17 protein-coding genes are annotated in these 21,816 nt (G+C 65.6%); 12 read left to right on the top strand and 5 right to left on the bottom strand.

What is annotated here, in order from left to right; genetic code table 11:
• Positions 1-165: 165 nt before the first annotated feature.
• From AC27VL_RS01055 to AC27VL_RS01045, 3 genes are all read left to right on the top strand, one after another.
• Positions 166-882: a response regulator gene (locus AC27VL_RS01055; protein WP_100552548.1), complete on the top strand. Its 717-nt coding sequence runs from the start codon at positions 166-168 to the stop codon at positions 880-882.
• 3 nt (positions 883-885) lie between these two features.
• Entirely contained in the window at positions 886-1,962 is a 1,077-nt protein-coding gene (locus AC27VL_RS01050) for an ATP-binding protein (protein ID WP_100552549.1), read from the top strand.
• Between the two features lie 130 nt (positions 1,963-2,092).
• Complete coding sequence (locus AC27VL_RS01045) at positions 2,093-3,025, top strand: ABC transporter six-transmembrane domain-containing protein (RefSeq protein WP_100552550.1); 933 nt, start codon at positions 2,093-2,095, stop codon at positions 3,023-3,025.
• Here the strand turns inward: AC27VL_RS01045 and AC27VL_RS01040 are convergent.
• Both AC27VL_RS01040 and AC27VL_RS01035 read right to left on the bottom strand, forming a co-directional pair.
• Entirely contained in the window at positions 2,976-3,923 is a 948-nt protein-coding gene (locus AC27VL_RS01040; RefSeq protein ID WP_488765322.1) for a methylenetetrahydrofolate reductase, read from the bottom strand. The two genes, AC27VL_RS01045 and AC27VL_RS01040, sit on opposite strands and share 50 nt — an antisense overlap.
• Positions 3,923-4,837, bottom strand: a complete 915-nt coding sequence (locus AC27VL_RS01035; RefSeq protein ID WP_100552552.1) for a LysR family transcriptional regulator — start codon at positions 4,835-4,837, stop codon at positions 3,923-3,925. Before AC27VL_RS01035 ends, AC27VL_RS01040 begins: the two co-directional genes overlap by 1 nt.
• Positions 4,838-5,012: 175 nt before the next feature.
• Between AC27VL_RS01035 and msuE the strand changes: the two genes are divergently transcribed.
• From msuE to AC27VL_RS01020, 3 genes are read left to right on the top strand one after another with little or no spacing between them, the layout of a single operon-like run.
• Positions 5,013-5,594, top strand: coding sequence for an FMN reductase (gene msuE / locus AC27VL_RS01030; RefSeq protein WP_100552553.1), 582 nt, complete (start codon positions 5,013-5,015; stop codon positions 5,592-5,594).
• Between the two features lie 57 nt (positions 5,595-5,651).
• A complete protein-coding gene (locus AC27VL_RS01025; protein WP_488765321.1) occupies positions 5,652-6,629 on the top strand; it encodes a DUF1852 domain-containing protein in 978 nt (325 codons plus the stop codon).
• 40 nt (positions 6,630-6,669) lie between these two features.
• Positions 6,670-7,710 carry a methionine synthase gene (locus AC27VL_RS01020; protein ID WP_100552554.1) on the top strand — a complete coding sequence of 347 codons (1,041 nt, stop codon included), beginning with the start codon at positions 6,670-6,672 and terminating at the stop codon, positions 7,708-7,710.
• A gap of 117 nt (positions 7,711-7,827) precedes the next feature.
• On the opposite strand, the gene AC27VL_RS01015 is transcribed toward AC27VL_RS01020, so the two are convergent.
• Complete coding sequence (locus AC27VL_RS01015) at positions 7,828-8,832, bottom strand: extracellular catalytic domain type 1 short-chain-length polyhydroxyalkanoate depolymerase (RefSeq protein ID WP_100552555.1); 1,005 nt, start codon at positions 8,830-8,832, stop codon at positions 7,828-7,830.
• Positions 8,833-8,919: 87 nt separating this feature from the next.
• Positions 8,920-10,323 carry a GntP family permease gene (locus AC27VL_RS01010; protein WP_100552556.1) on the bottom strand — a complete coding sequence of 468 codons (1,404 nt, stop codon included), beginning with the start codon at positions 10,321-10,323 and terminating at the stop codon, positions 8,920-8,922.
• A 170-nt stretch (positions 10,324-10,493) separates the two neighbouring features.
• Between AC27VL_RS01010 and AC27VL_RS01005 the strand changes: the two genes are divergently transcribed.
• The 4 genes from AC27VL_RS01005 (at position 10,494) to AC27VL_RS00990 (ending at position 17,443) form a co-directional block, all read left to right on the top strand.
• Positions 10,494-12,668: a TonB-dependent receptor gene (locus tag AC27VL_RS01005; protein WP_488765398.1), complete on the top strand. Its 2,175-nt coding sequence runs from the start codon at positions 10,494-10,496 to the stop codon at positions 12,666-12,668.
• An 11-nt stretch (positions 12,669-12,679) separates the two neighbouring features.
• Positions 12,680-13,558: an alpha/beta fold hydrolase gene (locus AC27VL_RS01000; protein WP_488765319.1), complete on the top strand. Its 879-nt coding sequence runs from the start codon at positions 12,680-12,682 to the stop codon at positions 13,556-13,558.
• On the top strand, positions 13,555-14,040 hold the full coding sequence (locus AC27VL_RS00995; protein ID WP_488765318.1) for a MaoC family dehydratase: 486 nt from the start codon (positions 13,555-13,557) through the stop codon (positions 14,038-14,040). The genes AC27VL_RS01000 and AC27VL_RS00995 overlap by 4 nt, the downstream gene beginning before the upstream one ends.
• A 70-nt stretch (positions 14,041-14,110) precedes the next feature.
• A complete protein-coding gene (locus AC27VL_RS00990; protein WP_488765316.1) occupies positions 14,111-17,443 on the top strand; it encodes a hybrid sensor histidine kinase/response regulator in 3,333 nt (1,110 codons plus the stop codon).
• A 7-nt stretch (positions 17,444-17,450) separates the two neighbouring features.
• On the opposite strand, the gene AC27VL_RS00985 is transcribed toward AC27VL_RS00990, so the two are convergent.
• Entirely contained in the window at positions 17,451-18,125 is a 675-nt protein-coding gene (locus tag AC27VL_RS00985) for a response regulator transcription factor (RefSeq protein WP_100552561.1), read from the bottom strand.
• An 88-nt stretch (positions 18,126-18,213) separates the two neighbouring features.
• Between AC27VL_RS00985 and AC27VL_RS00980 the strand changes: the two genes are divergently transcribed.
• Together AC27VL_RS00980 and AC27VL_RS00975 are read left to right on the top strand one after the other, a co-directional pair.
• Positions 18,214-20,067 carry a 3-hydroxybutyrate oligomer hydrolase family protein gene (locus AC27VL_RS00980; RefSeq protein ID WP_488765315.1) on the top strand — a complete coding sequence of 618 codons (1,854 nt, stop codon included), beginning with the start codon at positions 18,214-18,216 and terminating at the stop codon, positions 20,065-20,067.
• Positions 20,068-20,091: 24 nt separating this feature from the next.
• The gene (locus AC27VL_RS00975; RefSeq protein ID WP_488765314.1) at positions 20,092-21,816 is read left to right on the top strand and encodes a fatty acid--CoA ligase; all 1,725 of its coding nucleotides are present in this window, start codon (positions 20,092-20,094) and stop codon (positions 21,814-21,816) included.

The following is a 21,816-nucleotide window of genomic DNA, read 5'->3' as shown; positions in this document are numbered from 1 at the left end:
TTTCCTGGAGCCAGTGTGGAGATCGCATGGAGCCAGGGCCTGCGTTCAGGTGTACCACCCGCCGCTGAACCCTCCAGTGCGGGTCCACACAATCTCGACACAATCTCGACCGGGCCTCCATCAAGGGGCGCTAGCCTCGCCGGGTTCTTCCGCCCCCTGCCTGCAATGAAGCGCGATATCCGCACCCATCAGATGCCTTTGATCCTGATTGCCGAAGATGAAGGCGAAATCGCCGATATCCTTTGCGCTTACCTTGCGCGTTCCGGAATGCGCAGTGTCAGGGCCAGCGATGGCGAGGCAGCGCTGGCGAGCCACCACCAGCTGCGCCCCGACCTGGTGCTGCTGGATGTACAGATGCCGAAGAAGGATGGCTGGCAGGTGCTGAGCGAACTGCGCCGGCGCGGCAACACCCCGGTCATCATGCTTACGGCACTCGACCAGGACCTGGACAAGCTGACCGGCCTGCGCGTGGGCGCCGATGACTATGTCGCCAAGCCCTTCAACCCCGCCGAGATCGTCGCGCGCATCCAGGCGGTGCTGCGCCGTAGCGCGCCTTCCGGGGCCGATGTGCCCAACGGCGTGATCCGCCAAGGGCCGTTCGAGATCGATCTGCGCAGCCACGATGTGACGGTCCATGTCGAAGGCCAGGGACATGCGTTGACTGTCACCCTCACTGAGTTCCGCCTGCTGGTGCACATGGCCCGTGCGCCGCGCCAGGTACATGCACGTGCCGATCTTCTGCACGCCTGCCTGCCCGAGGGCGATGCCCAGGAGCGCACGGTGGACAGCCACGTGAGCAAGCTGCGCCGCAAGCTGGAGGATGTGGGCGTGCGCGGCATTCCGGCGACCATCCGCGGCGTCGGCTACCGGCTGCTGGGCTGACGGATGACCACCAAAGGCAAAAGCATCGGCCGCCAGATCACGCTTTCGATCGTGGTGGCATCGCTGTGTTCGACGGTACTGTCGATCGCCGGCTTCTATCTGTTCTATTACCTGATGGAAGTCTTCTACCCGCGCTGGTACGACACGCCGCAGACGATGCTGCCGTCGGGGCTGGAATGGCTGTGGATCGGCCTCACTGCCACCGTGGTCATCGTATTGGCTTCGCTGATCGCTTCGCGCCTCACCTGGCGCATCATCACCCCCTTGAACTCGGTGGCCGAAAGCCTGCGCCGCGTGGCCAGCGGCGATCTGGATGCACGTGCGCGCGGCGACCACACCTCGATGACCGAAGCGGCCACGCTGGTGAGCGACTTCAATTCCATGGCCGAGCGGCTGAGCCGCATGTCGCAGAACCGGGTGTTCTGGAACGCGGCCATCGCGCACGAACTGCGTACACCGATGACTATCCTGCGCGGTCGCCTGCAGGGCATCGCCGACGGTGTGTTCGAGCCACGGCTGGAGCAGTTCACCAGCATGCTGACCCAGCTGGAAGGCCTGACCCGCATCATCGAAGACCTGCGGGTGGTGAGCCTGGCCGAAAGTGGTCATCTGGACCTGCGCCTGCAGCGCAGCGACGTCAGCGTGCAGGTGGCTGCGGTAGTGGAGGCGATGTCCGACGCCCTGGCCGAGAGTGGCTTTTCAGTGACGCTGGAGGCACGCGCCGCGCTGGCGGACTGCGATCCGGCACGCATCCGCCAGGCGGTACTGGCCTTGCTGGAAAACGCGCGCCGGCACGCTACTCCCTGCCCGCTGCGGGTGTATGTGAAGCTGGCCGAGGGGCACTGCAGCGTGACCGTGGACGACGGCGGACCCGGCGTGCCGGATGAACTGCGCGACAGCATCTTCGAGGCCTTCCAGCGCACCGATGTGTCGCGGTCGCGGCAGAGTGGCGGTTCCGGGCTCGGCCTGGCCGTGGTGCGTGCGATCGCCGTGGCCCATCACGGAACGGCACAGTGCCGGCCGAGCGGGCGTGGCGGCACTGTATTCGAGATCCGCTGGCCGGTGCACGCCCGTCGCTGAACGCCACCGGTTTCTCCACGCGATCTCCATCGTTCCTCCATCCCCGCTCCAAGGCGTTGCCGATACTGGGTGCGGCCGGGGAGAAGCCTTCGTCCATCCCCTGCCCCACCCTCGATCCACCCAGGTTCCCATGAAGCACCCACACGACCCGGCTGCTGCAGCCGGCAGCATCGGCCAGCAGAATGCGGCCGCTACGTTGAAAGCCATCCTGCGCACCTATCCCTGGCAGCTCACCGGAACCTTCTCGCTGGTGGCGCTGGAGAATGCGCTGCTGCTGGCCTATCCGCTGTTCGCCGGCTTCGCGGTGGATGCGATCATCCGTGGCAACGTCGGCCATGCCATTTCCTACGCCGGCGTGGTGCTGTTGTTCTGGCTGGTCGGCGCCGCCCGTCGCGCAGTGGATACGCGCACGTTCACCCGCATCTATGCCGATCTGGCAGTGAACGTGGTGCAGGCGCAGCGACGCATGGGCCAGGCCACCTCCACCTCGGCGGCGCGCGTGGTCTTGGCCCGCGAGTTCGTCGACTTCTTCGAGAAGCACGTGCCGATCATCGCTACGGCGCTGGTCTCCATGTTCGGCGCGGCGGCGATGCTGCTGGCGATCGAACCCCTGGTTGGCGCGGCCAGTCTCATTGCCCTGCTCGGTGCGCTGCTGTTGTTGCCCTCGTTCGCTCGCCGCAACGAGCAGTTGCACGGACGTTTGAACAACCGGCTGGAGCATGAAATCCGGCTGGTCGACCGGGTCAGCCCATCGGTGCTGCGCCGTCACTACGCCACGCTGTCGCGGCTACGCATCCTGCTGTCAGATCGCGAAGCCAGTGCCTTCGTGGTGGTCGGCGCGGCGGCCGCGGTGCTGTTCGCCTTGACCATTGGCCGCCTGGCCACAACCGATGGCGTGACCCCGGGCCACGTCTATGCGGTGATGACCTACCTGTGGACCTTTGTCGGCAGCCTCGACGATGCACCGTCGATGGTCGACCAGCTGGCCAGGCTGAAGGACATCGGCCGCCGCGTCAGCCCGGGGATGGACGATGCGGAGAGCGACGTTCGTCCTGGGTCATGAGCTCACCCGCACGCATCCGGTAGTGCTCCACCCATTCCATGGACTGTGCGATGCCACCGAAGGGAAATAGATGCGGGCTGACCTGCCCATGGGCTTCGGTCAACCCATCCACCAGGCGGTCCACGAACACATCCGGCCCAGCTCTACCCAGCAGGCGGCCCATGGAGATGCCATACCGCGACAGCATCGAGGTGCTTGCAGCTACGCCGCACATCGCCGCATAGCGTACAAGCCGCGCGATGCTGGCGGGCCCGGGAACGCCGACCAGCACCGGATGGGTGATGCCACGGGCGCGCAGTTCATTCAACCAGGTCAGCACGACATCGGCATCGAATGCGAACTGGGTGATGACAAGCGGCGCCATGCCTCGCGCTTCGATGCGTTGGCACTTGCGTTCAAGCACGCGCCACCGATCGGCGCTGGTCATCACCGGATGACCTTGCGGATGCGCGCCCACAGCCACGACCTTGATGCCGGCGCGCTCGAGGACACCGCTCTCGATGATCGATGCACTGTCGGCGAACGGTCCGGCAGGTGTGGAGAGATCCCCCGCGATCAGCAGACAGCGCTCGACACCGGCGTCGATCACGGCACGGTCGATGAAGTGCTCAAGCGCTGCCCGCGAGCCGATGCGGCGCGCGGAAAGGTGTGGCATCGGCTCGAAACCCAGTTCGCGCACTGTGCGTGCCGCAGCCAGTCGGGCAGTGTCGTCCTCGCTCGGCAGGTAGGGAATGGAGATGGTCGTGCCCCGCGCCATGCGCGCAGCCTCGGCGCGCAGCGCAGGCATGGCCTTGGCACTCACCTCCAATGAAACGGCGCTGACGAAGGCCTGCGCCCGCTGCGCGCGGTCAGCAGTCCCGTTCGAAGGCTGCCCCAAACGGCCGGTGCCACCTGACATCAGCCGGCTCCGCGCAGGTTGCCGGCGCTGGTGGAGCTGTGCCGTGCCAGCTCGACAAACGCCTGCAGGTAATCGATGCCGGTATCCGCCTCGCGCGCACCCAGATAGATCTGCTTGGGAATGCCTTTGGCGCCCAGCCGTACCGGCACCACGTCCATGCGGGCGGCGTACTCTTCCACCAGCCAGCGCGGCATGGCGGCCACGCCACGGCCACTGGCCACCATCTGCATCATGATGTCGGTGGTTTCAATGGCCTTGTGCCGCCGTGGCGTGATGCCGGCCGGTAGCAGGAACTGGTTGTAGATGTCCAGCCGCTCGAACGGCACTGGGTAGCTGATCAGCACTTCCTGGCTGAGCTGGCGGGGCTTTACGTAGTCGACCTTGGCCAGCGCGTGGCCCTTGGCCACCACCAGCACCTGCTCGTAGTCGAAGACGGGGATGAACTTCAGGCCGGGCTTCAGCAGCGGGTCGGGCGTGACCAGCAGGTCGATCTCGTAGCCGAACAGCGCGCCGATGCCGCCGAACTGGAACTTCTGCTTGACGTCCACATCCACGTCCGGCCAGGCGGCCAGATAGGGCGAGACGATCTTCAGCAGCCACTGATAGCAGGGATGGCATTCCATGCCGATGCGCAGCGCGCCGCGCTCGCCCTGCGCGAACTGGCCCAGCCGCTCTTCGGCCAGGTCCAGCTGCGGCAGCACCCGGTTGGCGACGGCAAGCAGGTACTGCCCGGCTTGGGTCAGCCGCAGGCTGCGGCCTTCGCGCAGCCAGACGTTGGTGCCGAGCTGCTGCTCCAGCTTCTTCATGCTGTGGCTCAGGGCTGACTGGGTCAGGTTCAGCACGCCGGCAGCGGCAGTGAGTGAGCCCTGCTGCTCGACCTGCTGCACGATGCTGAGATGGATCCGCTCCAACATGACGATGAATCTCACTCATGGATTGGTGAAGTAATACCATTTTACGTCATGGGAAGGGCTGGCTAGCATCGGCCCATGCCTTCGGTTACCTGCCAGCCCGGTCACCCCGCCGGCCTGCAGGACTGCGCCCCTGCAGATCATCCGAAGGAGCCCCTCCCCTGCTGAAAGCGAAGAGATGACCCGCCCCCTCCGTATCGTCGCCGTTTCCGGCGGGCTGCAGCGCCCCTCAAGGGCCGCGACCCTGGCCGAGCACCTGCTGGACCTGATCGGCGAAGGCGTGCCCTGCGATCAGCACCTGATTGAACTGGGTGAACTGGCGCCGCAGTTGGCCGGTGCGCTCTGGCGCTCGCAGTTGCCCGAGACCGTGGAGCGGCAGTTGGCCGCTGTCGAGCAGGCCGATGTGCTGGTGGTGGCCACGCCGGTCTACCGAGGTTCGTACACCGGCCTGTTCAAGCACTTCTTCGACTTCATCGACCAGGACGCGCTGGTCGATACCCCCATCCTGCTGGCCGCCACCGGCGGCAGCGAGCGCCACGCACTGATGATCGACCACCAGCTGCGACCGCTCTTCAGCTTCTTCCAGGCCCGCACCCTGCCCTTGGGCGTCTACGCAACCGACCGCGATTTCGCCGAAGGCCGTGTACACGACGAAGCGCTGATCCAGCGGGCGCGCCTGGCGGTACAGCGGGCGATGCCGTTGCTTGCCCTCTCCCATCGCGCAGCACCTGCCCCCCTTGTGGCTGCTGCCGCTCTCTGAATGCCGACTGCCATCGACCTGCATTCGGATGTCACCCCGCAAACCGGAACGCCGCCCATGACGACCAGCAACTTCACCTTCAGCATCAGCCGTATTCCTTTCAACGAGGATTACCAGCCTGCTGATGGCACGCGCATCACCACCAACTTCGCCAACCTGGCCCGCGGCGAATCCCGCCAAGAAAACCTGCGCAACACGCTCGGCATGATCAACAACCGCTTCAATGACCTCGCGCACTGGGACAACCCGAGCGCGGACCGCTATGTCGTCGAGCTGGACATCATCTCTGTGGAGATGCACATCGATGGCAGCGACGGCGGCGATACGTTCCCGTTGATCGAGGTGCTGCGGCCGACCATCGTCGACACCCTCACCGGTACGCGCACCGAAGGCATTGTCGGCAACAACTTCTCGTCGTATGTGCGCGACTACGACTTCAGCGTGGTACTCCCGGCCAGCAACGAGGGCAAGGCCACCTTCGGCATTCCCGACGGCTTTGGCGATCTGCACGGCAAGCTGTTCCAGCACTTCCTGGAGTCGGAGGCCTACCGTGCGAACTTCAGCAAGGCGCCTGTCATCTGCATCAGCGTCTCCAGCTGCAAGACCTACCACCGCACCGAGAACCACCATCCCATCCTGGGCGTGGAGTACCGGCAAGGCGAGTTCTCCCCCACCGACCAGTACTTCGACAAGATGGGGCTGAAGGTGCGCTACTTCATGCCGCCGGGCAGCGTCGCGCCGCTGGCGATCTACTTCCAGGGCGACCTGCTGGGCGATTACTCGAACCTGGAACTGATCGGCACCATCAGCACGATGGAGGCCTTCCAGAAGATCTACCGCCCCGAGATCTACAACGCCAATTCCGTGGCCGGCAAGGTCTACCAGCCCAGCCTGAAGCACCAGGACTACTCCTCCACCCGCATCGTCTACGACCGCGAGGAGCGCAGCCAGCTCGCGGTCAAGCAGGGAAAGTTCACTGAAGAGCACTTCATCAAGCCGCACCGCGCCGTGCTTGAGCAGTGGGCCGCCCGCTGATCCATCGATCTTCCATTCGCCCCCCAGGACACAAGACGCAATGTCGACGAAGAAACTGCTCCCCACCTCCACCGCAGGCAGCCTGCCCAAGCCCTCCTGGCTGGCCGAGCCCGAGAAGCTCTGGTCGCCCTGGAAGCTGCAGGATGAAGCGCTGAATGAAGGCAAGCAGGACGCCCTGCGCCTGTCCCTGCAGGAACAGCAGCATGCCGGCATCGACATTGTCAGTGATGGCGAACAGACGCGGCAGCACTTCGTCACCACCTTCATCGAACACCTCAACGGCGTCGATTTCGAGAAGCGCGAAACCGTCCGCATCCGCAACCGTTACGACGCCAGCGTGCCCACCGTGGTGAGCGCTGTCAGCCGCCCGAAGCCGGTGTTTGTGGAAGATGCGAAGTTCCTGCGCAGGCAGACCACGCAGCCGATCAAATGGGCGCTGCCGGGCCCGATGACCATGATCGACACCCTGTATGACGCGCACTACAAGAGCCGCGAAAAGCTGGCATGGGAGTTCGCGAAGATCCTCAACGAGGAAGCGAAGGAACTGGAGGCCGCCGGCGTGGACATCATCCAGTTCGATGAGCCCGCCTTCAATGTGTTCTTCGACGAAGTGAACGATTGGGGTGTAGCCGCCCTGGAGCGCGCGGTCGAAGGGCTCAAGTGCGAAACCGCGGTGCATATCTGCTATGGCTACGGCATCAAGGCCAACACCGACTGGAAGCAGACGCTCGGTTCGGAATGGCGCCAGTATGAAGAATCGTTCCCGAAGCTGCAGACCTCCAGCATCGACATCATTTCGCTGGAGTGCCACAACTCCCACGTGCCGATTGACCTGATCGAACTGGTGCGTGGCAAGAAGGTGATGGTGGGCGCCATTGATGTGGCTTCCAGCACGGTTGAAACGCCGGAAGACGTGGCCAACACCCTGCGCAAGGCCCTGCAGTTCGTGGACGCTGACAAGCTCTACCCCAGCACCAACTGCGGCATGGCGCCGCTGTCGCGTGAGGTGGCACGGGGCAAGCTGCGCGCGCTCAGTGCGGGCGCACAGATCATCCGCGAGGAGCTTCTGGCACAGGGCTGAGCGGGAGGGCGCATGCTGTCGAACGCGCCCGGCTTCCCCAGGCAAAGGCCGCGCGCCAGTGCGGGAGCCCTCCACTCCCGCACTGGCGCCGCCTCCCCTACCCTTGCGCTCCGATACTCAGCGCTGCTGATCCTTCAGGAACAGCCACGTGATCAGCGTGGCATCCGGACCCTTGGGGTCGGTGAACGGCAACCCGGACTGGCTGCCGCTCCAGGCATGCCCCATGCCCTGCACCACGTAATGCTGGACCAACGTCCTGCCACCGTAGGTGTAGGTGTCGACCGTGTAGGCACGCCCACCCGGCACCTGTCCGTGGAAAGTGTTGGTCGGCACATACTTCACCGAGTCGTTGTCCAGGCCATCGTCGGCCAGGTCATTGGTCTGCAGGAACTGGCGCACGGCCTGCTGTCCATTCACCGGGTTCACCGTGGCGTCGGCGGTGCCATGGAACACCAGCACCGGGATCGGTCGCGGTGACGGCGAACCCGAGCACTGCCAGGCCAGTCGCCCGTTGCTGTCCGGTGAGTAGATGCTGCCGGCCAACAGTGCGTAGGCGCTGCCGGAGATCGTGGTCGCACCCTTGTACATGCCACCGGAATGAATCGCGCCCGCAGCGAACACATCCGAATAGCAGGCCAGCATGATCGAGGTCATCGCCCCGCCAGCGGAAATGCCGGTGACGTACACGCGATGCGGATCGATGCTGTAGCCCGCTTTCACCTTGTCCACGATGCCGGCCAGGATCGAGGCCTCGCCACTGTCGCGCGCCTGGTTGATCGGCAACTGCCAGTTCCAGCAGCGTGCCGGATTGGAGGTTACGTTCTGCCGCGGGTAGACCACGATGAAGCCTTCGGTGTCAGCCACCTCGTTGAAGCCGGAGGCCTCGCCCATCAGGTTCGGCCCGGTCACGCAGCCGTGCAGCACCAGCAACAGGGGCAGCGGTTGCGTTTCGTCGTAGCCGGCGGGCACCCATACCTGGTACTCGCGGGCGCCGAACAGATTGCCGTACAGGCCAACATCCCAATGCCCGGGTGGGTCTGCCGCAGATGCGGTACCCGTCGTCGCCAGCCAGGTGCACAGCAGCAGCATCAACGCCTTGATTGAATCGATTCCAGATTTCATGACCAGATCCTCATGCGTGAGTCGTGGATGAAGTGGTACCGGAAATCCTCGTGGACCGACCTTCCAGAGGGTGCTGCGACGCCGCTGTCAAACCCAGCCGGTGGCGTAGTAGATGCCGATCACCACGAACACCGCGAGGGTCTTGATGACGGTCACTGCGAAAATGTCCTTGTAGGCCTGGCGATGGGTCAGCCCGGTCACCATCAGCAGGGTGATGACCGCACCGTTGTGCGGCAGGCTGTCCATGCCGCCGGATGCCATCGCCGCAACACGATGCAGCACCTCCATCGGAATGCCGGCGGCCTGTGCGTTGGCGATGAAGGTCTCCGACATTGCCGCCAAGGCGATGCTCATGCCGCCCGATGCAGAGCCGGTGACGCCGGCCAGGCCGGTTACGGTGACCGCTTCGTGCAGTAGCGGATCCTTGATGGAGCCCAGCGCGTTGGCCACCACCATGAAACCCGGCAACGCGGCGATGACCGCGCCGAAGCCATATTCCGAGGCGGTGTTCATGGCGGCCAGCACTGCACCACCGATCGCCGCCTTGGTGCCCTCTGCAAACTGGGTGACCACCGGACGCCAGGCCAGCGCCAGCACCGACAGGATGCCAACCAGCAGCGCACCCAGCACGGCCCAGATTGCAGTGATCTTCGCCACGTCCTGTACCACGGGCGCGGCGCTGCCCATGATCGACGGTACGAAGCTGTGCTCGGCGCCGTACCAGTGCGGCATGCCCAGGGTGAACAGCTTGTTGGAGACGAACACCAGCAGCAGCGGCAGCACGGCAATGCCCGCATGTGCCAGTCGAGTGCCGGCAAATAGTGTGGGCTCGTTCACCAGGGTGGCCGGATCGCCGTAGCCTTCGCCGTTGCGCAGCGCAACGCGACGGCGCCACTCGAGGTAGGCCATGCCAACCGCCAACACGAAGATGCCGCCAAGCGTGCCCAGCACGGGTGCCGCCCAGGTATCGGTACCGAAGAACGTGGTTGGAATGATGTTCTGGATCTGCGGCGTTCCCGGCAGCGCGTCCATGGTGAAGCTGAAGCCGCCCACCGCCAGCGTGGCCGGAATCAGGCGCTTGGGGATGTTGCTCTGGCGGAACATTTCCGCCGCGAACGGGTAGACCGCGAACACCACAACGAACAATGACACGCCGCCATAGGTCAGCAGGCCCGACACCAGCACGATCGACAGCATTGCCCGCTGAGGTCCGAACAACCGGATCGCAGCCCCCACGATGGAGCGGGAGAACCCGGACAGTTCGATCAGCTTGCCGAACACCGCGCCCAGCAGGAACACCGGGAAATAGAGCTTGAGGAAGCCGACCATCTTGTCCATGAACAAGCCGGTGAACATCGGTGCCACCAGCGAGGGGTCGGTCAGCAGCACAGCGCCCAGTGCGGCGACGGGCGCGAACAGGATCACGCTGTAACCGCGGTATGCCACCAGAATGAGGAAGGCCAGCGCTGCAAGTACGATCAGTAACGACATACGGCGCTTCCAGGTGGGGACGCGCCCAGTATCCGGATCTGGCGACCGCTGCCGACTGGACCTAGGTCCACTCGCCGGTGCGCCACGGCGCCGCTAGCCTAGGCAGCATGGGTGGCAATGGGCCATCTGCCTTGGGGGAGGACCGAATGAAACGGAATTGCTTGAGCCTGATGATCGGCACGCTGTTGGCCACCGGGCCGGTTCTGGCGCAGGACGCACCGCAGGGCACGCCGGCGGCGGGCAGGACCGCTTCGGCGACCAACCTGGACAGCATCACGGTGACCGCGCGCAAGCGCGAGGAAACCCTGCAGGAGGTGCCGGTTGCGGTCACTGCCTTTACCTCCGAAGCCCTCGACAAGATGAACGTCCAGGACATCAGCGACCTGGATGGACAGGTGCCCAACCTGACCATCTACGCGGCGCGTGGCGCCAGCAGCACGGTCACGGCCTACATCCGCGGCGTCGGCCAGTCCGATCCCACCTGGGGCGCTGACCCAGGCGTGGGCATCTACCTGGACGACGTCTACATTGCCCGCCCGCAGGGTGCGTTGCTGGACGTGTTCGACGTCTCGCGCATCGAAGTTCTGCGCGGTCCGCAGGGCACGCTGTACGGCAAGAACACCATCGGCGGTGCGATCAAGTACATCTCGCGCGGCCTGCCCACCCAGACAGAAGGCTTTGCCCAGATCACCGTGGGCAACTACAGCCAGCTGGACGCCAAGGCGGCCATCGGCGGCCCGATCGGTGGCGCCGACAGCGGTCTGCGCGCCCGCGTGGCAGTGGCCAGCATGAATCGTGACGGCTTCGGTGAGAACACGTTCACCAACCAGCCGGTGAGTGACAAGCAGATCAATGCGGCACGCTTCAACCTGGGTGCGTATGCGGGTGACGATTTCGATGTGCAGTTCGCCCTGGACTGGATCGATGACCAGTCCGGCATGCGCGGTTCGAAGATGCTGGCGCCCAATCCATTCGTGCGCGCCTACCCGCCGATGGATGACCGCTACGACATCCGCTCGGGCATGCGCAACCTCAACAGCGTGGAGACCAAGGGTGCCTCGGCGACGGTGAACTGGCGGCCCAGCGAGGATGTTGCACTGAAGTACGTGGTGGCCAAGCGCGAATCGGACAGCGATGCGAACATCGACTTCGACAGCACGCCGGTCAAGCTGGCCGATGTGGGTGGCACTTACCACGACGACCAGGTCAGCAACGAGGTGCAGCTGAACTACGATGCCGGCGGACGCGTGCGCGGCGTGGTCGGCCTGTACCAGTTCAGTGGCGAAGCCGGCGGCCAGATCCGCAACAACTTCTTCAACCTGCAGTTCGGCGATACCCGCGGCAAGGTGCTGACCGACAGCATCGCGCTGTATGCCGATTGGACCTTCGACCTGACCAGCAAGCTGAAGCTGGACGTCGGCGCCCGCTACACCGACGAGGACAAGCGCGCGATCGTGTTGAACCGCTTCTACGCCGACGCGACCTTCAGCAGACCCATCGCGGTGGCGGCGGATTTCGACAAGAAGACCAACTTCAAGAACGTCTCGCCGAAGGTGTCGCTGGACTACCAGATCACCCCGGACATCATGGTCTACGGGCTGGCCACGCGTGGCTTCAAGTCCGGCGGATACAACATCCGCGCCAACGCCGTGGCCGTACCCCGCTCAGCCGAGCCGTTCGATGACGAGACCGTGGACAGCTTCGAGATCGGCAGCAAGATGGCCTTCCTCGACCAGCGCCTGTTCCTGAACCTGTCGGCGTTCCACAACAAGTACAAGGACATCCAGCTGTCGGTGTTCACCGGCATCGATACCAATGGCGATGGCGTCGACGATGCCTTCTTCGGCGACTTCACCAATGCCGGCGCCGGCACCATCAACGGCCTGGAAATCGAGTACCAGTACCTGCCCAGCCAGCACTGGCTGATCTCCGGCAACCTGGCCTGGCTGGACGCCAAGTATGACGAGTACATGGATCGTGGCGTCAACGTGGCCAAGCAGATGAAGTTCACCAACGCACCGGACTTCTCGGGCGCGTTGAACGTGGAATACCGCACCGAGCTGGCCAATGGCAGCAACCTGTCCGCTCGGGTGAGCTACAGCTACCAGAGCGAAGTGTGGCCGACCACCGACCTGAGCCCGGTGATCCGCCAGGATGGCTATGGGCTGGTCAATGCCGGCGTGATCTGGAAACTTGATGACGCCTGGACGTTCTCGTTGCAGGGCACCAACCTGGCCGACAAGGAATACCGCACCACCGGTTACAACATTCCGGCGGTCGGCACGCTGATTGGTTTCTATGGGCCGCCGCGCCAATATAGCCTCAGCGTCCGTTACGATTTCTAGGAAGCTTCTGCATGACACCGTCTTACGATGATCTGTACTGGAAAAGTGACGATGGGCTGCGCCTGCATGCGCGCGACCATGCCCCGGGTGCGGGGCGACCGCCCCGTGGCACGGTGGTCTGCATCCCCGGCTTGACCCGCAATGGCGCCGACTTCGATGCCCTTGCGCAGTCGCTGACCGCCGTCGGCTGGCGGGTGATCGCCGTTGACCTGCGTGGACGTGCGGGTTCGGAACGTGCGCTGGATCCGTCCAGCTACAACCCACGCGCGTATGCCGATGACATGGTGGCACTGCTGCGGTCACAGAACATCGACAAGGCGGTGTTCGTCGGCACATCGCTGGGGGTGCTGGTCACCATCACCCTGGCCTCGCGTGCGCCCGGGCTGATCGCCGCGGCGGTGCTGAACGACGCCGGCCCCAAGGTGCCGCGCGAAGCCCTGGCGCGCATCGGCAAGTACGCCGGCAAGCCCGTCCCACCGATGGACCAGGCACAGGCGACGAGCTATGTGGAGTCCATCGGCAAAGCCGCATTCCCGCGCTTTACCACCGACGATTGGCGGGCGATGGCCGTACGCACCTTCCGCCAGCGCAGCGATGGCCTGCTGGAACTGGACTACGACCCGGCGGTGATCCGCACTACGCGGCCGTGGGTGCTGTGGCTGCTGCGCCCGGTGTTGTGGCGGGCCGTGCGTGGCCTGACTTCGCGGGTACCGGTACTGGTAGTGCGCGGGGCGTTGTCGGACATCCTGCCTGCCGATGTCGCGCGGCAGATGGCAGCCACCTCGCCCAACACCCGCCTCGTTGAAGTACCGGAGGTGGGCCATGCGCCGATGTTGTCCGAGCCCGAGGCGCGCGATGCGATTCTGGCCCTGCTGGAGCGCGTGCGATGAGTTCCGGCGTTTCGACGGATGAGCTGCCTGCCGCCCTGCAGGCCCTGCGGCAATGGGCGGCAAGTGAACGGCTGAGCGGCAGCACGCGCATCACACAATCGCGCATCGATGCCTTCGCCGCCGCCACCGGTGATCACAACTGGATCCACACCGATCCGGTCCGCGCCCAGACCGGCCTGCCGGGCGGGCAGACCATCGCGCATGGTTTCCTCCTGCTCTCGCTTACCGTCGAGGACGATGTGGCGGCCCTGGCCGGTTTTCCCGGCATCGCCCTCGTACTGAACTACGGATTGAACAAGGTCCGCTTCCTGGCGCCGGTACCCAGCGGTTCCGAGGTGCGGATGCGCTCGCAGCTGCTGTCACTGGAGGCGCGCAGGCCCGGGCAGTGGCTGCTGACCCAGCACAAGTCGGTGGAAGTGATCCCCGCCGGCGAGGTGGCCGTGGTCGCCGAACAGCTGTCGCTGATCGTGCTCGCCGGCTAGCGCCGCCCTAACTCTGCAGCGCAGCACCTGCCGGCTGCCCGCCGGACGCGGTTCTCTCTACACTGGAGCGATGTTGACGCCCTCCATCGTCCTGTTCGCCTGCATCGCGTGGACCGTGCTGCTGTTCGGCGTCGCCCTGTGGGGGGAACGCCAGGGGCATCGGCTGTCGAAGGTCTGGCCGGCCATCTACGCGCTGTCGCTGGGCGTGCACTGCACGGCATGGACCTACTACGGGGCAGCCTCGCAGGGCGTGCAATGGGGCTTTCCAATCCCGCCGACACTGATCGGCATGGCGCTCATTTTTGCCTTCGGCCTGCCCTTCCTGGTGCGGCTGGGGCGACTGGCCAAACAGCACAACAGTGCCACCATCGCCGATCTGGTGGTCGCGCGGCTGCGAGCCGACCAAGGGCTGGGCATCACCATCACCCTGGTCGCGCTGTTCGGCATCATTCCCTACATCGCACTGCAGCTCAAAGCAGTCAGCCAAGGCCTTGGCGCCTTGCTTGGCGATCAGTTCGCGCCCGTCGGCTGGCAGCTGGACGTATCGTTCTGGTTCGCGCTGACGATGGCGGCATTCACCACGTTGTTCGGTGCGCGCAAGGCGTCGGCCACCGAACACAACCGGGGCATAGTGATCGCGCTGGGCCTGGAATCGCTGTTGAAGCTGACGGCACTGCTGGCGATCGGCCTGTATGCCGCGCTCTCGGTGCACAAGTCCGGTGAGCCGCTGCTTGAAAAGATGGCGCAGCTGCCGCCGCCGGCAGTCGTGCCGGATTACCTGACCATGGTGGCGCTCGGTGCGATGGCCGCGTTCACCCTGCCCCATCAGTTCCATGTGGGCGTGGTCGAACTGCGGCAGTCGTCGGACCTGAAGACGGCGCGCTGGCTGTTCCCGGTGTACCTGCTGTTGATCGGCCTGCCGTCGGTGCCGATGGCACTGGCCGGTGCCGCACAGCTGCCGTCTTCGGTATCGCCCGACCTGTATGTCCTGGCCCTGCCGCAGGAACGCGGCCACCACCTGCTGGCGCTGCTGGCCTACCTGGGCAGCCTGAGCGCGGCCACCGGCATGATGATCCTGTCCGGGCTGACCCTGTCGATCATGCTCGGCAACCACGGCGTCGGCTCGCGCCTGCTGAGCGGCGTCAACGGCTTCAACAGCGGCGCTGATCTGCGACCACGTGTGCTGGCCTTCCGTCGCGCCGGCATCCTCGCCGTGTTCCTGATGTCGTGGCTGTACAGCCGCGCGATGAGCGGCACCGAGGCACTCAGCGACTTCGGCCTGATGTCGTTCACCGCGCTCTCCCAGCTGGCACCGGCAGTACTGCTGGCGGTGTACCGTCCGCGCACGCCCTCCCCAGCCATCATCGCCGGGATCGTGCTGGGCTCACTGGTCTGGTTGTGGCTGGTACTGCTGCCGATGGTGATCCCCGCCCCGCCGCCGTCGGCCAGCCCCGACGGACTGCACTGGCTGGCGATGTTCTCGCTGCGCATGCAGCCGGGCCATATCGCCATCAGCATGGGGGCGAGCCTGGCGGTCAATCTGGCGACCGTTGTGCTGGTGTCACGTGCGGTGCGTCCCTCGATGCCACGGCAGCGCGACGCGGTGGCCGCAGCATCCTTGCGCAAGACGGCCGGTCGCTTCCTCGGCCAGGAACGGGCACGCCAGCTGATGGACGGGCATGCCGGGCAGATGCTGGATGACGAGCGCGTCACCGCCATCGAGCGGGAGCTGACTGCCGTGGTCGGTGCGGGCATGGCACGCCTGCTGGTGGAGGCGGCCCGCGATGGTGGTGCCGCACCGCTGGACGCCGTTACCCGCGCGGTCGGCGAAGCCACCCAGGTGCTGCGCTTCAACCAGCGCCTGCTGGAAGCCGCGTTGGAAAACATGAGCCAGGGCATCAGCGTGGTCGATGCGCAGCTGCAGTTGGTGGCCTGGAACAGCCGTTATGCCGCGCTGTTCAAGTTTCCGCCGGAGCTGCTGCAGGTGGGGCAACCGGTGTCGAACCTGACGGCGTGGGCGTTGGGACAGCTGAAGATCGGCGACGCCCCCGGCGACTCGCGCGACAAGGCGCTGCAACGCCGGGTGGTGCACATGCGGCGCGGCACCCCGCATCTGTCCGAGCGGATCTTCCCGGACAACACCATCGTTGAAATCCGCGGCAACCCGATGCCCGGTGGCGGCTACGTGGCCACCTTCACCGATGTCACCGCTTTCCGGCGGGCCGAGGACGCGCTGAAGCGCAGCAACGAAACCCTGGAGCGCCGGGTGCAGGACCGTACTGCCCGGCTGGAGCAGGCCGTGCATGAAGCCGAACGAGCCAACGTGGCCAAGACACGCTTCCTGACCGCTGTCGGCCACGACCTGATCCAGCCCCTGCATGCGGCGCAGCTGCTGACCGATGCCATGTCGCAGCACATCGAATCGGAGTTCCTGGACAGCTTCCTGCGCCAGATCCGTGGCGCGCTGGACTCCACCGACGATCTGCTGTCGGGCCTGCTCGATATTTCGCGGCTGGAAGCCGGCGGACTGGTCGCCGATCCGCGTCCGTTCGCGCTGTCGACCGTGCTGGATCCACTTGCACAGGAGTTCGCCGTGCTGGCGGCGGCGCGCGGCCTGCAGTTCCGCCATGTGCGGACCCGCGCGTGGGTGCACAGCGACCCGTTGCTGCTGCGTCGGGTGCTGCAGAACTTCCTGGCCAATGCCATCCGCTACACCCGTCGTGGCGGCGTGCTGCTGGGCTTGCGCCGGCAGGGCCAGACCCTGTCGATCGGCGTGCATGACAGCGGCCCCGGCATCGCACCGGAGCAACAAGCGGTAGTGTTCGAGGAATTCCATCGTGGCGACCGCAGCAACGGCCAGGGCCTCGGTCTGGGGCTGACCATCGCGAGCCGCATTGCCGACCTGCTGCACGCCCCGCTGCAACTGCAGAGCGCGCTCGATCGCGGCTCGACCTTCTCGATCACCGTGGCGCGGGCAGCGCCGCCTGCGGCCCCGCGCACTGAACCCGCCGCTGGCAACAGCAGCATCAAGGGTATCCGCGTGCTGGTGGTCGACAACGATCCGCAGGCGCTGGAGGCAATGCGACAGATGCTGCTTTCGTGGGGCTGCGATGTCATCGCGGCGCGCGATGTCAATGCGCTGGGTGCTGCAGCACAGGAGGCTGCACTGTGGCTGTTCGACTACCACCTTGATGATGGCGATACGGGTGTCGCGCTGTGGAAGCGCCTTGTCGCCGTCCACGGGACGCGGCCGACGGTGATTCTCAGCGCCGACACCGGCAGCGACACCCGCGAGGCGGTGCGCAGCGTGGGCCTGTCACTGCTCAACAAGCCGTTCAAACCGCTGGCACTGCGCTGGGCGATCAACCATCTGCTGGCAACGGCCGCTACGGCAACGCCCTGACCAAGGGTCAGGCGTCCTGCGTCTCTTCGATCTGCCGCGAAGGATCGGTCAACCCCATCTCGTGCAGCACACGGATGGCCTGCGCACGATTACGCACGCCCAGCCGGCCCATGATGCGGGTCATGTGCGCCTTGACCGTGCGCAACTGCACGCCCAGCCGGTCGGCGATCTGCTTGTTGAGCAGCCCTTCGGCCACCAGGCTCAGCACCTTGTACTGATGCGCGGACAGGCTGGACAAGCGCGCGGCAAGATCGGCGTCCTTGTTGAAGGGCGCGACCCGCGCCACCGGCTCGCGCAGCAGCGCCGGAATCCAGCGCTCACCTTCCAGCACGGTCTGCAGCGCGGACTGCAGGTCGGTCAGCCCTGAACTCTTGGGCAGATAGCCGGCTGCGCCCAGATCGATGGCGCGGCGGATCACGTGCGGCTCTTCATTGGCCGAGACGATGATGATCGCCAGCCCCGGTTGCAGTGCACGTATGGTTGCCAGCCCGGCAAGACCGTGGTTGCCCGGCATATGCAGGTCCAGCAGCATCAGGTCGATCTGCTGGCTCTCGATCGCTTCCAGCACGCTGTGCAGCGAATCGGCCTCGCTGATCTGCAGGTCAGCCACTGCCTCCTCGGCCGCGCGATGCAGCGCGGCGCGGAACAAGGGGTGGTCATCGGCGATGAGCAGGGTCGGCATGTCCAGCCGAGGTTAGCAAATCGCCTGCGGTTGGGCACGGGTACCAAGGTACGCTGGCGTGCGCCGCCCGGATTGCTAGGGTGGAGCAATGAACATCCATCGCTCCCTTGCTCCGCTGTGCGCCGCGCTGGCCCTGTTGCCGGGCGGGATCTCCGTCGCCGATGCCGCCACGCCCCGCCCCACCGCCGCAGCTCCGGTGTTCGAGCAGTGGCGGGAAACCCTGCATCGCGGCAACGATGAACTGCTGACGGCGGGACTGGACATCGACGCCCTGCGCTCGACCACCGCGCCAGCCTTCAGCAACCCGGCCCAGCCCACGGCGGAGGAGGCCCGGCGTCGTGCGATCTGGAGCAGCTGGCGCGGCATCGCCGACCTGACTCCCGGTGGTGGCTTCGGCGATGTCTACGGCAGCCTGCAGGCAGTGCCCGGCCGCGAGTTCTCGGCCTACGCGCGCATTCCTGGCGCGCGCCAGCCCCACCGCGTACTGGTGCAGGTACCCGACAACTTCGACGCCTCGCGACGCTGCCTGGTCGTCGCTGCGTCATCCGGCTCGCGTGGCATCTATGGCGCGATTGCGGTAGCCGGCAGTTGGGGTCTGGCCCACGGCTGCGCCGTCGCCTATACCGACAAGGGCGCAGGCAGCGACTACTACGACCTGGACGCCAAGGCCGGCTTCCAGGCAGACGGCACGCCCGCCTCACAAGGCGCGTTGGCCTTCATTCCTGCGGGTGCGGCAACCACGCAGGGGATAGCTTTCAAACATGCCCATTCGGGTGACAACCCGGAAGCAGACTGGGGCCGGCATCTGCTGCAGGCGCTGCAGTTCGGCCTGCAGTCACTGGACCGCGCCTACCCGGGATCGAAGCCATTCACAGCGGCCAACACGCGCACGCTGGGCGTGGGCGTATCCAATGGCGGTGGCGCTGTGCTGCGCGCGGCGGAGATCGAAGGCGATTGGTTCGATGCGATGGTGGCCGGCGAACCGAATGTGTCGGTGGCAGGCGCTCCGCCGCTGTACGACTTTGTCACCCAGGCCGCGTTGCTGATGCCCTGTGCCCTGCTGGCAGAGGACGATCTGCCGCAACCGCCGATGCGGGCGCAGGCCGTGCCGGTGTGGACACAGCGATGCGCCACGCTGAAGTCCGCCGGCTTGGTGCAAGGTGATGACACTGCGGCACAGGCACGATCGGCACGCCAGCAGCTGCTCGACGCCGGCTTGAGCGCCGACGCACTTCGCGCCGGCGCGTTCTCGACGGGATTCGATCTGTGGCGCGCCATCGCAGCGACATATTCGTCGGCCTATGGACGCCACGGCGCTGGCGAACATCCCTGCGCGTACAGTTTCTCGGCCACTGGGGCAGATGGCAGGCCTGGCGTGGCCGCAGCCGAGGCTCGCGCAACCTGGTGGAGTGAGGGCAGCGGCATTCCACCGGGCAACGGCGTGGTGCTGGTGGATGGCAATGCAGCCGGGGCGGCAGACAATCCGCTGCGTGGCCTGAACTGCCTGCGTGCACTCGGCAAGGGCGATAGCGCCGATGCCCGGCGGGTACGCGCCGGCATCGCCGCGGCCACCACCAAGGCGCCGCGTCGCGGCCTGCCCATCGTGGTGATCCATGGCATCGACGATGGGCTGGTGCCGATCAGCATGACCAGCGATCGCTACGTGCCACGTGCACGCAAGGCGGGGGCGCCGATCGCCTATTGGCGGGTGAACAACGCACAGCATTTCGACTCGCTGCTGGCCTTCCCGGATTACCGGAAGCGCTACGTGCCGCTGCTGCCCTACATGTTCGCGGCGATGGACCAGGTATGGGATCACCTTGAGGATCCAGCGCATCCACTGCCGCAGGATGCGCTCATCCAGCCAACGCCACGCGCCGAAGCGCCCTTGCTGCGCGAGCAGCTGTCCATTCCCGCAGCCCAGGCCATCCCCAACCGCTGACGCGCCGCCACCAGGAAACCCCACATGTCACCCGCCACCGCCACAGACGCGCCCGCCGCCGAGGCTCATGCCTATCCCCTGCTGATCAAGCAGTTGCTGCTGACGCCGCTGGCCGTGCGTCCACAGCAGGAAATCGTCTACGGCGACAACGTCCGCTTCGACTACCGCACCCTGCAGGCGCGCATCGGCCAGCTGGCCGGGCTGTTGACCTCGCTGGGGGTAAAGCACGGCGATACCGTGGCGGTGATGGACTGGGACAGCAACCGCTACCTGGAGAGCTATTTCGCCGTGCCGATGATCGGTGCGGTGCTGATGACGGTGAACATCCGCCTGGCACCCGAGCAGATTGCCTATACGCTCAATCACAGCGGTGCGCGGGTGATCCTGGCCAACCGCGAGTTCCTGCCGGTGCTGGAAGCCATCGACGAACAGCTGCCGGATGTGCGCACGCGTGTCCTGCTGGATGATGAGGATGGGCCGCTGCCAGCGGGCTTCGTGACCGAGTATGAAGCCGGGCTGCGCGAGGCCACGCCCATCATCAGCTTCCCGGACTTCGACGAGAACACCCGCGCCACGACGTTCTACACCACCGGCACCACGGGCCTGCCCAAAGGGGTGTATTTCAGCCATCGGCAACTGGTGCTGCACTCGCTTGCGGCGATGGCCGCACTCGGCAGCGCCTCCAGCCAGGGGCGCCTGCACCGCGACGACGTCTACATGCCTATCACCCCGATGTTCCATGTCCATGCATGGGGCATGCCTTACGTGGCCACGCTGCTGGGCATCAAGCAGGTCTACCCCGGGCGTTATCTGCCGGGCAAGCTGCTGGCGCTGATCGCCCGCGAGAAAGTGACGTTCTCGCACTGTGTGCCGACCATCCTGCATATGTTGCTGGGCCATGCCACGGCGGCCGATGCCGATCTGCGCAGCTGGAAAGTGATCATCGGCGGTGCGGCACTGCCGCGGGCACTGGCGCAGCAGGCACTGGCCCGTGGCATCGACATCTTCGGCGGCTACGGCATGTCCGAAACCTGCCCCCTGCTCACCGTCGCGCAGATCGATGCCCACGCCCTGGACGACCCGGATGAGGAGCTGTCACTGCGTACCAAGGCCGGCATCCCGGTGCCATTGGTGGACCTGCGCATCGTGGACGAAGACATGAACGACGTTGCCCACGATGGCGTCGCTACCGGCGAAGTGGTGGTACGCACGCCCTGGCTCACCCAGGGTTATCTGCACAACCCGGACGCTTCAACGGCGTTGTGGGCGGGCGGTTACCTGCATACCGGCGACATCGGCAACATCGATGGCGGCGGCTACCTGCGCGTGGCCGACCGCATCAAGGATGTGATCAAGACCGGCGGCGAGTGGATCTCCTCGCTTGCCCTGGAAGACATCATCGCCCTGCATCCGGCGGTCAACGAGGTCGCCGTGATCGGCATCAGCGATACGAAATGGGGCGAGCGGCCGCTGCCGTTGGTGGTCCGGCAGGACGGCAGCGATGTGACCGAGGCTGACATCATCGAACTGGTCGCAGCACGCAGCCGCTCAGGCGACATCTCCCGCTACGCGATCCCCGACCGCGTCAGCTTCGTTGATTCGCTGGAACGCACCAGCGTGGGCAAGATCAACAAGAAGAAACTGCGTGGGCTGCATGATCCAGAGGCAATTGTTGATGACCCGGGCTCACATGAAGCGGACCGTCCCAGCCATCGAGGTACTTCGGCAGCGCATCTGCAACGTCGATGA

This window comes from Stenotrophomonas sp. 14P6.2.3 (assembly GCF_057799055.1).
The sequence above is the reverse complement of the archived record's forward strand: the minus strand, read 5'-3'. Positions and strand labels throughout refer to the sequence as shown.